The following is a 14169-nucleotide window of genomic DNA, read 5'->3' as shown; positions in this document are numbered from 1 at the left end:
ATGGTATTTAAGGAAAACAAACCCATATACAAGCAAATCGCCGACCGCATTTGCGATGAGATTCTCACGATGGAATATCGGGACGAGAGCCGTATTCCTTCCGTCCGCGAACATGCTGCCACGCTCGATGTCAATGTGAACACCATTGTGCGTGCCTACGACTATTTGCTGGAGCTGGATATCCTCTACACGCGTCCCGGACTCGGCTTTTTCGTCAAGCCGGGTGCCAAGCACAAGGTGCTTGCCTTGCGCAAGGCGCAGTTCCTGGGCGACGAGCTGCCCGAGTTCCTCGCCCGCCTCACCCAGCTGGACATCCCCATCGAAGAGATTGTGGAAATCTACCGGAGCATGAAATAGCCGAAGAATGCGGCGTGAAGGGTGACCACTTTCTCCATTTAATTCGTAAATTCGCGCAACGAATCAAGTTCACATGATAGACCAAGCAACCATAGACAGAATCATGGACGCCGCACAGATTGTCGACGTGGTGTCGGAATTTGTCACCCTGCGCAAGCGGGGCGTGAACTACGTCGGGCTGTGTCCGTTCCATAGCGAGAAGACACCTTCCTTCAGCGTGTCTCCCTCGAAAGGCGTGTGCAAGTGCTTCAGTTGCGGAAAGGGAGGCAACGTGGTGCACTTCATCATGGAGCACGAACAGCTCTCCTACTACGAAGCGCTGAAGTGGCTGGCACACAAGTACAACATCGAGGTGAAGGAGCGCGAGCTGACCGATGAGGAGAAACACGCGCAAAGCATCCGCGAGAGCATGTTCGTGGTCAACGAATATGCCCGCGACTATTTCCAGAACATCCTCCGCAGTCATGTGGAGGGACAGACGGTCGGAATGACCTATTTCCGCCAACGCGGCTTCCGCGACGACATCATCACCAAGTTCCAGCTGGGCTATTGCCTGAACCAGCACGATGCATTTGCCCGGGAAGCTACCCTGAAGGGTTACCGTCCGGAGTACCTCGTGAAGACGGGACTGTGCTATGCCCGCGACGACGGTTCCCTGCGCGACCGCTTCTGGGGACGGGTCATCTTCCCCGTCCATACCCTGTCGGGGAAGGTCGTGGCCTTCGGCGGACGTGTCCTCAAGACCGATGCCAAGACGGCGAAGTATGTCAATTCGCCCGAGTCGGAAATCTATCACAAGAGCAATGAGCTCTACGGCATCTACTTTGCCAAGCAGTCCATCGTCAAGCAGGACCGTTGCTTCCTGGTGGAGGGATACACCGACGTCATCTCGATGCACCAGTCGGGCATCGAGAATGTGGTCGCTTCCTCGGGTACGTCCCTCACTCCGGGACAGATACGCCTCATCCACCGCTTCACGAACAACATCACCGTGCTCTATGACGGCGACATGGCAGGCATCAAGGCTTCCTTGCGCGGCATCGACATGCTGCTGGAGGAGGGCATGAACATCAAGGTGGTGCTGTTGCCTGACGGGGACGACCCCGACAGCTTTGCCCGCAAGCACAATGCCACGGACTATCAGGCATACATCAATGCCCACGAGGTGGATTTCATCCGTTTCAAGACCAATCTGCTGCTCGACGATGCCGGCAATGACCCCATCAAGCGTGCCGGACTCATCACCGATATCGTACGCAGCATCTCGGTCATCCCCGATGCCATCGTGCGCTCCGTATATATCAAGGAGTGCAGCCAGCTGCTGCAGGTGGAGGAGAAGCTGCTCATTGCCGAAGTGGGCAAACTGAAGGAAGCGCAGCTGGAGAAGGAATACAAGGCACAACGCAACGCACAGATACAGGCACAACGTGCCGCCGGCGAACAGGGGGCGTCGCCTTCTGCTGAAGGAACTGCTGCCCCTGAAGGTGAACCGGGGGAAGCGGCTCCGGCAATCCCCGTACCGGGTGAACCCGTTGTCCCCTCTCCGGTGTCCGACACGTATGAATCTTACATCCCGCAGGACAACCCCGAAAGCCGGAAGTTCTATCCGTTGGAGAAACTCATCATGGAGCTGCTGGTGCGCTATGGAGAGCGGGTGATGTGTGTGACCACCGACGAGGAGGGGAACGAAGCTCCCTTGACGGTCACCGAGTTCATTGCCGGGAATCTGCAGATTGACGATTTGCAGTTCCATAATCCGTTGCACCGGCAGATGCTTGCCGAGGCTGTCAGTCATATCCATGACGAAGGCTTCCGTGCCGAACACTATTTCGGGACACATCCCAACCCCGACATCAGCCGCTATGCGGTGAACCTTGCCAATGAACGTTACACGCTGAGCAAGTATCATACGAAAAGCCAGAAAATCGTCACGGACGAGGAACGGCTTTACGAACTGGTTCCCCATGTGATGACCGACTTCAAGCATGCCATCGTGGAGGAGGAACTGAAGCATACCCAACAAGCTCTGCTCGACCCGGAGAACATGCACGACGAGAGCCGGTACCTGTCCATCATGAAGCACTACAAGGACCTGTCCGAGGTACAGCGTATCATGGCAAAGCGACTCGGTGACCGGGTGCTGAACGTCTGATTTGTACATCTGTCCGTGCAGGTCAGCCTGCTCAATTTCCGTGAGTTCAGCACGCTTTGTCAGCTAAATCCCTTGTGAACAGAGCCGTTGAACGGGCACGCCGTGAAAGTTAAGGGGTTATAAAGAATATCATAAGAACCAAATGTACATCGAAAAAGGACGGATTGTCTTCTTTTATTCCCTAGCTTTGCAATAGACAACAAACAGCGGTCTGTTAGACAACTGCTGTACAACCTGGGAAACATGACTCAACGCTTTCTGTACATCTCCTCAGAGCCTGCGGACCGTGGCATCGCCGTCGGTTTTACCCGTCAGATGCTCCTGAACATACGCAATGCGCTCTCGCCCAATGGCAGTAGCCCTTGCCGATGTGATGCCCGGAAGCGTATGGCGTGAAGCCAGGTCAGGATTCCCTGTTCCCCGACTGTCTTTCTATGACTTTCAAGTCTCACCATATAGCCAATGTTGCATTGGCCCCCTCCATCGTTCCCCGGACTGTGTCCGGCATCTGACTGTGAACCGTTCCTTTCAACAGAGGGAGCACTACACCCGCTTAACATTTTAACGAGAAGACATGAATTTGAAGAAACAATTCTTATTGATAAGTCTCATCCTGCTGACCTGGGCATGTGACTCAGGAAATTCCATACACTACCAACCCGCTTTGCTGCAACTGGAAGATTCGCTGGAGCAGACACCCCAGAAGACCCTGCATGCACTCTGGCTGATGGATACGACCGCCTTCCGTCCGGAAGACCGGCAGCTCTATCACTACATCGCTTACAAGGGCGCCATGCTTCTGCCCGATGAGAAGAACCCGAAGCCTGAGGAGCTGAAGGCGTCCATCGGCTATTTCAGGGAGAAGGGGGACTCTGCCCGGCTTTATCAACTCTACTACTACCTGGGACAGGTCTATACCGGGCGTTTTGCCTGGTTGCGTGCGAGCAACAGTTTTGCAGAAGCACGCAAGTATGCCGGACAGAATCCTCGTCGCGTGTTCCAGGCAAAGCTGGGAGAGGCTTACGTCTACCGCTTCAAGATGATGTATAAGGAAGAGGAAACCTGTCTGGAGCAGGCCCTGCAGATTGCCCGTTCCTTGTCAGACCGGAACCTGAAGGACCGTGCCCGATACGAACTGTCGGTTCTTTATCTGTATCAGAAGAGGTATGCAGATGCGAACCGTGTACTCTCGCAGGTGGTCAGCCGTCCGGAAGGGGAGCAGCCGGCGTTGTTCCGTGCCTCGTGCTTCCGCGAGTTGGGACGGAGTTTTCTCCGGATGGGGCAGCCCGATTCGGCGCTGGTCTGCCTGGGAGAAGCCCTGTGTCTGGACAACAGTCGGGGGCAACGTCAGGAGTGCAGCGTGCTTAGAGGCGAGTCGTTCCTCCGTCTGCATCGCTTCGACGAGGCGGAAGAGACCCTGATGGACAGCATCAATCTCCAGGACCATAGGCATAAGGCGGCCGTCTACCGTACCATGTCTCAGCTGATGCAGGAGAAGGGGGACTTCAAAAGCGCATCCTACTACCTGGAGCAGAGCCTCCTCTACCGTGATTCTCTCGACTATGACAACCACGAGGAGTATATGGGCAACCTGAATGCGTTCCAGGAGCACGACCGCCAACAGCGTGAGCTGGCACAGGCGGAGGAGGCATACACCCGGCGTACGTCTCGTTTTTATCAGGCCATCAATGTCTTTGGGCTGTTTGTTCTTGTGTCTTTGCTGCTGTTTATACGGACCTACCGGAAGAAAAAGAAGATTCAGGAACAGCTGTACGAGGAACATAACAGCCGTCTGGACCTCATGGCACGCCAGCAGGCTGCCGAGCTGAAGCTGTTGCAGGAAAAGAAGGAAAAGGAGGCGATGGAGATTGAGAAGCTGAACCAGAGCATCAATTTCTACAAGCGTCTGAACACGCTCACCATCCCGATTCTGATGAAGACGCAGAATGCCCAGGGTGCCATCCATCTGGAGGAAGAGGAGTGGGACATCATCGTGAAGAACACGGATGCCTGTTTCGATGGCTTTACCACACGGCTGAAGAAGCGCTTCCCGGACCTGACGCTTGACGAGATAAGGTTTGCCTGCCTGCTGAAGATGGAATTTTCCATTCACATGCTTTCCAATATCTACCACATTGCCAAGCCCAGTATCTCACGGAAAAAGATGCGCCTGAAGGAAAAGATGGGCATTGAGGATATGAATCTCGATGACTTTATCCAACAGTTCTGATGGACGAAAATCGGGGATTGAAACCTCTACAAAAGAGTAATCAGCCGTATTTGTACATCATGGTAATTTGATAAATACTTGTTAATTAATTGAATGATGTGTTTCACTTGTACATCATAAGTTTATCCGTCGCATGTATATTCCATGTATTTTTGCTGTCGAGAGAAAGGGAAGATGATTGCCTGGACACGAAACATCCGTACAATCTCCTTCCTGTGACATACTAGAGGAGAGAGAGGAGTTGGGCCGATATTGTTCCCCACAGATATCGGAAGGAGGAGAGCCGGGAAACTCTCCTCCATTACTCCTCTTTAAAATAAGAAGCCATCCGCGCTTTGCCGTTCCCTTTGCAAGGGCAGGACAAAGCCGGATGGCTTTTCGTTTTCAGGACTTCAGGTATTGGGATTCGTTCGGACCCTTATTCGCCTTTGAAGCGGCGTGCCTGTTCGTTGATGAAGTCGATGTCGTTGAAGTAGTCTATCTTCATGGCGCGACGTACCTCGCTCAATGTCTGTGCAGCCACTTCGCGTGCACGCAGGCTTCCTTCTTTCAGGATGCGGTAGACTTCGGGAATGTCCTGTTCAAATTCCTTGCGGCGGGCACAAATCGGATTCAGCAGTTCATCCAGGATGGCATTCAGGAATTTCTTGACCTTCACGTCGCCCAGTCCGCCACGCTGGTAGTGGGCTTTCAGTTCGTCGAGGTTGGGATATTCGGGCAGGTAACGCTCGAAATGTTCAGGACGGCAGAAGGCATCGAGGTAAGTGAACACGGTGTTTCCCTCCACCTTGCCCGGGTCACTCACCTTGAGGTGCGTGGGGTCCGTGTACATGCTGCGTACCTTTTCCTGGAGTACTTTCCCGGAGTCGGACAGATAGATGCAGTTGCCCAGGGATTTGCTCATTTTGGCTTTTCCATCCGTGCCCGGCAGGCGCATGCACACCTGATTCTCCGGCAGCAGAATCTGCGGTTCCACCAAAGTCTCACCATACACATAGTTGAAACGCTTTACAATCTCACGGGTCTGTTCCAACATCGGTTCCTGGTCTTCGCCAGCCGGTACGGTTGTAGCCTTGAAGGCGGCGATGTCGGCAGCCTGACTGATGGGATAGCAGAAGAAGCCTACCGGTATGCTGGTTTCAAAGTTGCGCATTTGTATCTCGGTCTTCACTGTCGGGTTACGTTGCAGGCGCGATACGGTAACCAGATTCATGAAGTAGGTGGTCAGTTCTGCCAGCTCGGGTATCTGCGACTGGATGAACAGAGTCACCTTGTTGGGGTCTAATCCGCAAGCCAGGTAGTCAAGAGCCACTTCAATGATGTTCTGACGTACCTTTTCAGGATTGTCTGCATTGTCGGTCAAAGCCTGTGCGTCGGCAATGAATACAAACATCTTCTCATAGTCGCCACATTCCTGCAATTCAACACGGCGTTTCAATGAGCCGACGTAGTGTCCCAAGTGCAGTCTTCCGGTCGGGCGGTCACCGGTCAGTATGATTTTTCCCATAATACTATAATGTGATTCAGTTGTATTAATTCAATGATGCTGTTTGCCACTGTGTACGTGGCGAGCAAAGATACAGAAAAAGCGGACATTATCCGCTCCCCCTTTCTCCTTTTCTTTATTCCTTGTCCGTGCCGTACGCGGCGTTCGGACAGGTGCAAAATAAAAAAGCCTCTCGCCCGAGAGCAAGAGGCTTTTATCAATTAGTAAGTCTTAATCTTCAGCGATTATTTCACAACGTCAACAATTACACGACGGTTGTAAGAGTTGGGTTTCAAGGTAGCTACACCACCCAAGCCTTCAACAACGAGGTTGTCGCGGCTTACGCCCAATTTAACCAACTCGTCAGCAACGCGGTTTGCACGCTTCTCACTCAACTTCTGGTTGAATGCGGCGCTACCTGTTGCGCTGTCGGCATAACCGGTAACTTTCAGCTTGATGTTGCTGTCAGCTTTCACTGCATCAGCCAATACCTGCAAGTTCACGATTTCTTTTCTGGAAGCGATCTGAGAAGAACCGATGTTGAAGAAGATAGAGCGCGGAGCACCTACGTATTCCTTACGATAGTCGGTCTTGATTACTTCCTTCGGCTTCTTGGCCAATTCTTCTTTCAGGCGAGCGTTTTCGTTCTGTTGAGCTGCCAATGCAGAGTTCAATGCATCGAGCTGGCTTGCGTTCAATGCCATCAAGGCATCTACGTCAACAGCCTTGCGGAAGCCTGTGGTCTTGCCCAGGTTCACGGTCAAACCAACCGAAGCGGTGAATACCTTGTCGGCACCTCTCCAGATCTTGTTGCCGCTGGCTTTGTAACCGATGCCGTCGAAGCTCTTCGGTGCTGCCAATGCAGAAAGTTCGAAGTTCACGCTGAGGCGCTTGTTCAAACGGAAGGTGTTCAGGATACCTACGTTGGCACCCATCATGTAGTTGTTCTGAGAGCAGTTACGGATTACTCCAGCACCCAGGTAGGGGATGAAGTTCCATACACGGTTCTCGTTGTAGCCGAAAATCATGTTGCTCAGGTTGAACAATACATCGCTGTGCAGGTTCCAATAGTCAAAGTCGATGTTGTCGGGTGACCATACACCACCGTTTACCTGGACACCTTTCACGCCGTCGAATTTGGCGCGGATACCCAAGCCCGGAGTAAACCACTTGCCAACAGCTACATTGAAACCAAACTTGCCACGATCATTGAAGGGATTCTTGGAGATACCTTCTTCCTGGCTTGAATAGAACGCATTGTAATTCACACCAGCGCTGATAAACCAGTTGCTCCAGAAGGAGTTGGTTTCTACGCTTTTCTCTTTCACAGGGACATCAGTCACTGTGTAAGTCTCCTGTGCTATCGCTGCAGAAGACAAACTGGCTACTGCCAGTGCAAGCATCAACTTTTTCATAATTATGTTATTTATGAATTACTATTATTTGTCTTAAATATTAAATTTCGTACCGTTCAAACTCTTCTATTAGAACTGGCTACTACATGCAAAGATACACAAATTATACTTAACATTAGTCTATGAAGGCAATTATTTTATGCCTCCGGTGGCAAGTTATTACTTAATAGGCTCATTTTCTAGCAATTTATAGGAAAGGCTTTTTTTGAGGAAGTGCCTTTTTGCTTAGGCTTCAACGGGTTGAAGATGTATATTGGTCAGGGCGTGCTTTCCTGTTGTTCGTTTTATCCTTTCCTGATGGGTTTGAAGTGTCAGTTTCTATGTTCAAATGCATGCGCTTAACTTGTAAAATATATTTTATGCATCTCATGCCTTCGTCCGGAGAGAGTCCGGTCTGTCTCAGAACAAGGCATCAATGTCATCGCCCGGAATGACGGACAGGATGGTTTTCCCGTCCGGAGTATAGTTGGGTGTCTGGCAGGAGAACAGGGCGTCTACCAGTCCGTCCATCTCCTCGTTGCTCAGCACTTGTCCCGGCACGATGGCGGCGGCTTTTGCCATGACGAGGGCGAGGGCATGATGGACTTCTTCCTTGACGCCACATCCTTTCTCCATGGCTGTATGGACCAGGTCGTGCAGGAGGGTTGCGGGGACGATGCCTTCAATGTCGGCAGGTACGCCGTTGATGGCATAGCTTCCTCCACCCAGGTTGGAAAGGTCAAAGCCGATGGCGGAGAGGTCATCGAGGATGCTTTCCAGGATGACTGCTTCGGACGCGGGGAATTGCACCACTTCCGGGAAAAGGACACCTTGTGAGGTCCCCTGATGTTTGACTATCTGGGCAAGGTAGCGGTCGTAGAGCACCCGGATGTGGGCACGGGTCTGCTCGATGAGCATCAGTCCGGATTTGACCGAGGTGAGGATGTAGCGTCCCTTGAACTGGTAGTGCTGGGCGGCACGTTCTGCACCGGCTCCGGCAGCGGAGGATTCTCCGGCTGTGGCGAGCAGATGGGTGGCAGGTTCCGTCGGTGTGGCTTCCGGAGTCTCGGAAGGTACCGATTCGGGGAGGTCGGGTTTCAGTGCTCCCTGGTAGAGACTTTCCCAATTGTCGGGCACGGACGGTTCGTCAAAGTTGGGTACATAGGTGGACGCCGACCTGCCGCCGGAGCTGCTGTTTCCTGTTCCCGGAACATACGAAGTTTCTTCGCTCGTTTCAAACGGGTTGTAGCTGGGGTTATAGGTCATGCGGGGTGCTTCGGCATAGCCGGACGTATCGAAGACCGGGATGTCCGGCATGTCTTCCGTGTCGAAGTCGATGGTCGGGATGGCATTGAACTTGCCCAATGACTCCTTGACGGCGGCAGCGAGTATCTGCCAGATGGCCTGCTCGTTCTCGAACTTGATTTCGGTCTTCGTCGGGTGGATGTTCACGTCGATGTTTGCCGGGTCAATCTCGAAGTAGATGAAGTAGGATATCTGTTCGCCGGCAGGGATGAGGTTCTCGTAGGCATCCATCACGGCTTTATGGAAGTAGGGATGGCGCATGTAGCGTCCGTTGACGAAGAAGTATTGGTGTGAGCCTTTCTTTCGCGAAGATTCCGGTTTGCCTACATAGCCGCTGATTTTGACCATGGATGTCTCGACGTCCAGGTTGAGCAACTGCTGGTTGAGCTTCTTCCCGAACACCTCGATCAGCCGTTGGCGGAGGGGGGAGACGGGCAGGTTGAACAGCTCGGACTCGTTGTGATGGAGGGTGAACGCCACGTCGGGATGTACCAGGACGATACGTTCGAACTCGTTCAGGATGTTGCTCAGCTCAGTCTGGTTGGACTTGAGAAACTTGCGGCGTGCCGGTACGTTGAAGAACAGGTTGTTCACCGTGAAGTTGCATCCCCGGGCACACGACACCGGTTCCTGGTTCTGAAGTTTCGAACCGGCAATAGCAATCAGCGTCCCCAGTTCGTCGGTTTCTCTGCGCGTTTTCAGTTCGACTTGCGCCACCGCAGCGATGGAGGCAAGCGCTTCTCCACGGAAGCCCATGGTGTGCAAGGCGAACAGGTCGGCTGCCTCGCGTATCTTGGAGGTGGCGTGGCGTTCAAAGGAGAGGCGGGCGTCCGTCTCTGACATGCCTTTCCCGTCGTCGATGACCTGGATGGCGGTTTTCCCGGCGTCGGTTATCAACACATGGATGTTCTTGGCTTCGGCATCGATGGCATTTTCCACGAGTTCCTTCACCACCGAAGCGGGGCGTTGGATTACTTCGCCGGCGGCTATCTGGTTGGCAACGGAATCGGGTAATACACGAATTATATCACTCATAGATGTAGCTTATAGAATAGTCTGACTTCCATTTAACAGGTAATAGAGCAGTCCTGCCAGCAATGCCAGCAGGACGAGTCGTACGAGCAGCGGGTTGCGGCGGGATGGGGTGCGCCGGTGCCAGCGTTCCCGGAACAGCCGTTCCTTGTCGCCTGCTTCCCTTCCCGGAGTTGCGCGGCGTGAGGAAGACCTACCATAATATATATAGGTATGGTGGAATCCCCGGGGGCGGCGTGTCTGAAAGAGTCCCATCGTGAACCGGCTATTTCTTCAGCAACCCTTTCAGCGTGGGCAGAGGCGGTTTGCGTTGGACGCTCTTCTTCAGCTCCTGTCCGGCTTTCTTGCCGCGCCAGCGGAACACATCGTCTTTGTTGAGCGGACGGATGTAGTCAAACCAGGCGAACGAGGGCAGGTAGAGCTTGTCTTCAGGAATCTGAAGCATCGGGTACATTACGCCGTCCGTCTGCGTGGTCATCTTGATTTTCTGCACCTTGCGTTGCAGCAGGTAGACATTCATCAGGCTGGATTCGGCAGTGATGTAGCCGATGAGCGTGCTGTCTTTCCCGTCGACAGGGAAGTAGCCTAGACGCACATTGCCGATGACATCGACCTGACGAAGGTCTCCGCCGGTAAAGTAGGCCTTGATTTCCTTTCCGCTCACCTGGTTGTAGTGTACCGAGTCCATCTGTTCGATGGACATGGCCTGATTGATGATGTGTGCCCAGTCGATGGTACTGTCGTTCATGTAGGCACGGATTTCCTCTCCGAAGAGTTGTTGTTTGCCGTTCCACACGATGGGGTCGTGGTACATCGTCATGCAGGAGTCCTGTGAGTTGAAGACCAGCGAGTCGCAGACGCCCTGGAGGTCGCTCTTGTAGATGCGCACCTTGTGGTAGACGAACGTCTTCCGGTAGACGGAGTCGGTGTTCATGTTGTAGGTGATGAGCCGCAGCGTGTCGCCGTGCATGTAGAGGCTGTCGTTGTTCTGCGAATAGTTGATGGCAAGTGCGCTGTCGGTCACCAGGGCATTCCCCTTCAGCTCGTCGTAGAAGCCGTATTCACCGGTCAGGAGGTTCTTGTTCTCGGTGTCGGTCATGACCACGTTGCGGAATGCCTCGCCATACCCCTTGTTCCGGTTGTAGAACAGGCTGTCGCCCACCAGCTGACGTTGCTGGTTGGTGAGCACCGACCGTTGCAGCAGGATGGCCTCACCGCTGGTGGTGTTGTAGAAGCCCAGCTCGGAATAGATGTGGTTTTGGTCACTCACGATGTCCGAGGGGCCTACGATGTTGGCTATCTTGGTCTGTGAGTTGTAGCGCAGGGTGTCCGAGGTGAGGGTGAACTTCGGGTTGACGAGCTTGACGTCGTAGTTGAACACGGCATTCTTCGTGGCGGGGCTGTACTCGCCCCAGTCGGAAGTCAGGATGTTCTCTTCGTCGGTGAGCGTGCCGCCGTCGAAGAAATAGCCCAGGTTGAACACCCGGTCGTAGTTCAGGCTGTCGGTTGTCAGGATGGTGTTCCGGTTCTGCATCTTCACGTTCTCACGGAGCATGGCTATCTGCGAATTGCCGTCATAGTAGAGCCAGTCACCATAGATGAACAGCGTGTCGCCCTGCTGCATCTTGATGTTCCCGAACGCTTCAAAGGAGTTGCGGGCTTCATAGAAGTAGGCCGAGTCGCAGTCCATGTAGGCACTGTCGTGGCGGAAACGTACGTTGCCGACCAGGATTTGTGCGTCGGGATTCTGCTCCTTGTTGAACCGGAGGATGTCGGAGTGCAGCAGGTAGACCTTGGTCTTCTGTGGCTCCTTTTTCTGCTTGCCGTTCGTCGGGCGCACCTGCGCCGCACAAATGCCAAACAGGCACAGAATACCAAACAGTAATATTCTGTGCCCGCCTAGAATGTTTCTACGCTTTTCAGTATCAAACATATAATGTCAGTTCCTTTTCATGTTGTTTTAGTGAATCCATCCGGGGTACTGGAAGTCGCAGTTCTTCCACCGGTCGTTGATGCGGACGTACGTGGTCCGTTGTTTCTCGGCAATCCACTTCTGGAGCTTCTCGTTCTGGAGCTTTTCCAGTACGACGGACTTGAGTCGCTGGTAGTCCTCGGTGATGGTCGCCTTGTGCCCGGGGATGCGTGTCTTCAGCTTGACGATGGCACACTTCTCCTTGCCGTTCTTGGCGTCAATCATGGTGAAGGCGTTCGAGATTTCGCCGATGTTCATCTTGTCCACCACGACGGCAATCTCCTGCGGGAGCTGTCCCATCTCAAACCGGGAAGTACCCAGCTGTGAGTTCGGCATCAGACCGTTGTTGTTCTTCGAGTCCTTGTCGTCCGAGAGATAGAGGGCGGCACTCTCGAAGGTGAACTTCTCGCTGCGGATGTCGTTGGCGATGGAGTCGAGGTGGGCGAGCGAGGCGTTGAGGTCCTGTTCCGACACCTGCGGCTTGAGCAGGATGTGGCGCACCTTGATGCGGTCGCCGCGCTTCTCGACAAGCTGGATGATGTGGAAGCCGTATTCCGTCTCCACGACCTTCGACACCTTCTTGGGGTCGGTCAGGTTGAAGGCGACGGCTGCAAACTCCGGCACGAGCTGTCCGCGTCCCATGAAGTCCATCTCTCCTCCCTGACGGGCCGAGCCCGGGTCTTCGGAGTACAGACGGGCCAAGGTGGAGAACTGTGTCTCGCCGGAGTTTACCCGTTCGGTGAAGTCACGCAGACGGGCTTTCACACGGTCAATCTCTTCTTGGGGAATCTTCGGCTGCTGGGTGATGATCTGCACCTCTACCTGAGTCGGGATATAGGGGATGCTGTCTTGCGGAAGCTGGCTGAAGTAGCGGCGTACCTGTGCGGGAGTCACCTTGATGTCGCCCACGATCTGGCGTTTCATCTTGTCGGCAATCATCTCGTTGCGCACGTCCTCGCGCCATTTTTCACGGATTTGGGTGGAGGTCATGTTCATGTACTCCTCGAACTTCTCCTTCGAGCCCACTTGCTGGATGTAGTAGTTCATGCGTTGGTCGACCATGGACAACACTTCGGTGTCGGACACTTCCACACTGTCGAGGACCGCCTGGTGGAGGAACAGCTTCTGCACCGCCATCTGTTCGGGGATGACACAGTAGGGGTCCTTGTCAAACTTGATGCCTTGGTATTGTGCTTGCAGGCGGGCTTGCTCGACGTCGGACTTCAGGATGGCCTCATCGCCGACAACCCACACCACTTCGTCAATGATATTGTCCTGTGCATAGGTGGCGGTGCCCAGCGTCCAGGCACACAAGAGCAACAGGAGCTTGCTAGTAAACAGTCTTCTCATTGGTCTTTGTTATAATAATACTTAATTTCATCGTTATCAACAGCCCGTTGGTAGAGGTCGGTCCTTACCTTGCGCATGAAGTCGGCTTGCCGGAGGGTGCCCAGGGCGCTTTTCACCTCGTCGCGTGCAGCTTCGAAGGGTTTCACTTCTCCCCGTTGCAGCAGCTCGTCCACATGCAGGAAGTAGTAGTATGCCGTGTCCTTCAGCTCCACGTCGCGGTTGCGCCGCAAGTAGCTCTCGGCATCCTTGAACTTCTGCGGAAGCTTGCCGAGTATGGCGGATGCCGGCATCCAGCGGTCGTAGAAGTACTGATAGTCGGCGGCATGTCCCAGGCTGTATTTCTCCAGGTGGTCGATGGACTTTTCGTCCTTCTGCCGGTACCAGCGGCGGATGCGGCTGAGGTCCTTTGCCGTCAGGGGAACCTTGATGAAAAGCCCCTTCAGCAGGGTTTCGTCCGTCTTGAACAGCGTCCGGTTCTTCTCGTAGAAGTCGCGCAGGTCTACTTCCGACAGTTCGTCCGTCAGTTCCTGTGCCACCAGGTTCTGCTGGTAGCTGTGCATGATGAGTGAACGGCGGTAGCTCTGCACCAGTTCCTCGATGCGCTCCATGTCGGGGACGTTGCTTTCAGCCTTTTCATAGAGCAGCCGGTCTTCCACCCAGTTGCGCAAGTAGTTGTCCATGAACGTGGTGCTGTCCTTTTTCGACAGTCCTACGGGCATGAGCGGCTTCACATCCTCGGCGTACAGGAAGTTTCCGTCGACTTCCACCAGCGGTGTCTTGCCGCGGTGGTCGGTCGGACTGCCACAGGCTGCCAACACAACCGCCAGGCCGAGAAGCGGGTATCCTCTTTTTTTCATACTGCCACGAAGATGCAAAAACAATGAACGAAGA

Annotated in this window: 11 protein-coding genes; 4 read left to right on the top strand and 7 right to left on the bottom strand. The window is 53.8% G+C overall.

The features are described 5' to 3' along the window. The 4 genes from M3087_RS05440 (at nt 1) to M3087_RS05425 (ending at nt 4739) form a co-directional block, all read left to right on the top strand. Nucleotides 1–357, top strand: coding sequence for a GntR family transcriptional regulator (locus M3087_RS05440; protein ID WP_022385530.1), 357 nt, complete (start codon nt 1–3; stop codon nt 355–357). A gap of 73 nt (nt 358–430) precedes the next feature. Further along, complete coding sequence (dnaG, locus tag M3087_RS05435) at nt 431–2509, top strand: DNA primase (RefSeq protein WP_022385529.1); 2079 nt, start codon at nt 431–433, stop codon at nt 2507–2509. Nucleotides 2510–2752: 243 nt separating this feature from the next. Then, nucleotides 2753–2905 (top strand): hypothetical protein, encoded by a 153-nt coding sequence (locus M3087_RS05430; RefSeq protein ID WP_249094240.1) that lies wholly within the window; start codon nt 2753–2755, stop codon nt 2903–2905. Between the two features lie 178 nt (nt 2906–3083). Continuing rightward, nucleotides 3084–4739 (top strand): tetratricopeptide repeat protein, encoded by a 1656-nt coding sequence (locus tag M3087_RS05425; protein WP_249094238.1) that lies wholly within the window; start codon nt 3084–3086, stop codon nt 4737–4739. Between the two features lie 418 nt (nt 4740–5157). Here the strand turns inward: M3087_RS05425 and trpS are convergent, their stop codons facing one another. The 7 genes from trpS to M3087_RS05390 all read right to left on the bottom strand — a co-directional run bounded on the left by trpS (nt 5158) and on the right by M3087_RS05390 (nt 14135). Then, nucleotides 5158–6246, bottom strand: a complete 1089-nt coding sequence (trpS, locus tag M3087_RS05420; protein WP_022385527.1) for a tryptophan--tRNA ligase — start codon at nt 6244–6246, stop codon at nt 5158–5160. Nucleotides 6247–6470: 224 nt separating this feature from the next. Continuing rightward, nucleotides 6471–7640, bottom strand: a complete 1170-nt coding sequence (locus M3087_RS05415) for an OmpA family protein (RefSeq protein WP_022385526.1) — start codon at nt 7638–7640, stop codon at nt 6471–6473. Nucleotides 7641–8039: 399 nt separating this feature from the next. Further along, nucleotides 8040–9959 (bottom strand): DNA mismatch repair endonuclease MutL, encoded by a 1920-nt coding sequence (gene mutL / locus M3087_RS05410; protein WP_022385525.1) that lies wholly within the window; start codon nt 9957–9959, stop codon nt 8040–8042. 9 nt (nt 9960–9968) lie between these two features. Continuing rightward, nucleotides 9969–10211, bottom strand: coding sequence for a hypothetical protein (locus M3087_RS05405; RefSeq protein WP_249094237.1), 243 nt, complete (start codon nt 10209–10211; stop codon nt 9969–9971). A gap of 10 nt (nt 10212–10221) precedes the next feature. Then, nucleotides 10222–11889 (bottom strand): OstA-like protein, encoded by a 1668-nt coding sequence (locus M3087_RS05400; protein ID WP_249094235.1) that lies wholly within the window; start codon nt 11887–11889, stop codon nt 10222–10224. A 27-nt stretch (nt 11890–11916) separates the two neighbouring features. Then, nucleotides 11917–13278, bottom strand: a complete 1362-nt coding sequence (locus M3087_RS05395; RefSeq protein ID WP_022385522.1) for a peptidylprolyl isomerase — start codon at nt 13276–13278, stop codon at nt 11917–11919. Continuing rightward, nucleotides 13275–14135 carry a peptidyl-prolyl cis-trans isomerase gene (locus M3087_RS05390; protein ID WP_249094233.1) on the bottom strand — a complete coding sequence of 287 codons (861 nt, stop codon included), beginning with the start codon at nt 14133–14135 and terminating at the stop codon, nt 13275–13277. The genes M3087_RS05395 and M3087_RS05390 overlap by 4 nt, the downstream gene beginning before the upstream one ends. Between the last annotated feature and the right edge of the window lie 34 nt (nt 14136–14169).

Source organism: Mediterranea sp. ET5 (genome assembly GCF_023337025.1).
Classification (GTDB): domain Bacteria; phylum Bacteroidota; class Bacteroidia; order Bacteroidales; family Bacteroidaceae; genus Phocaeicola_A.
Note: the sequence above shows the minus strand (reverse complement) of the source record. Positions and strands in the feature narration are given on the sequence as shown.

Excerpts from the sequence above, each read along its gene's own strand:
- M3087_RS05405 (WP_249094237.1), bottom strand. The coding sequence starts at position 10,211 with ATGGGACTCTTTCAGACACGCCGCCCCCGGGGATTCCACCATACCTAT.
- M3087_RS05440 (WP_022385530.1), top strand. The coding sequence starts at position 1 with ATGGTATTTAAGGAAAACAAACCCATATACAAGCAAATCGCCGACCGC.
- M3087_RS05395 (WP_022385522.1), bottom strand. The coding sequence starts at position 13,278 with ATGAGAAGACTGTTTACTAGCAAGCTCCTGTTGCTCTTGTGTGCCTGG.
- M3087_RS05400 (WP_249094235.1), bottom strand. The coding sequence starts at position 11,889 with ATGTTTGATACTGAAAAGCGTAGAAACATTCTAGGCGGGCACAGAATA.
- mutL (WP_022385525.1), bottom strand. The coding sequence starts at position 9,959 with ATGAGTGATATAATTCGTGTATTACCCGATTCCGTTGCCAACCAGATA.
- trpS (WP_022385527.1), bottom strand. The coding sequence starts at position 6,246 with ATGGGAAAAATCATACTGACCGGTGACCGCCCGACCGGAAGACTGCAC.
- M3087_RS05415 (WP_022385526.1), bottom strand. The coding sequence starts at position 7,640 with ATGAAAAAGTTGATGCTTGCACTGGCAGTAGCCAGTTTGTCTTCTGCA.
- dnaG (WP_022385529.1), top strand. The coding sequence starts at position 431 with ATGATAGACCAAGCAACCATAGACAGAATCATGGACGCCGCACAGATT.
- M3087_RS05430 (WP_249094240.1), top strand. The coding sequence starts at position 2,753 with ATGACTCAACGCTTTCTGTACATCTCCTCAGAGCCTGCGGACCGTGGC.
- M3087_RS05425 (WP_249094238.1), top strand. The coding sequence starts at position 3,084 with ATGAATTTGAAGAAACAATTCTTATTGATAAGTCTCATCCTGCTGACC.
- M3087_RS05390 (WP_249094233.1), bottom strand. The coding sequence starts at position 14,135 with ATGAAAAAAAGAGGATACCCGCTTCTCGGCCTGGCGGTTGTGTTGGCA.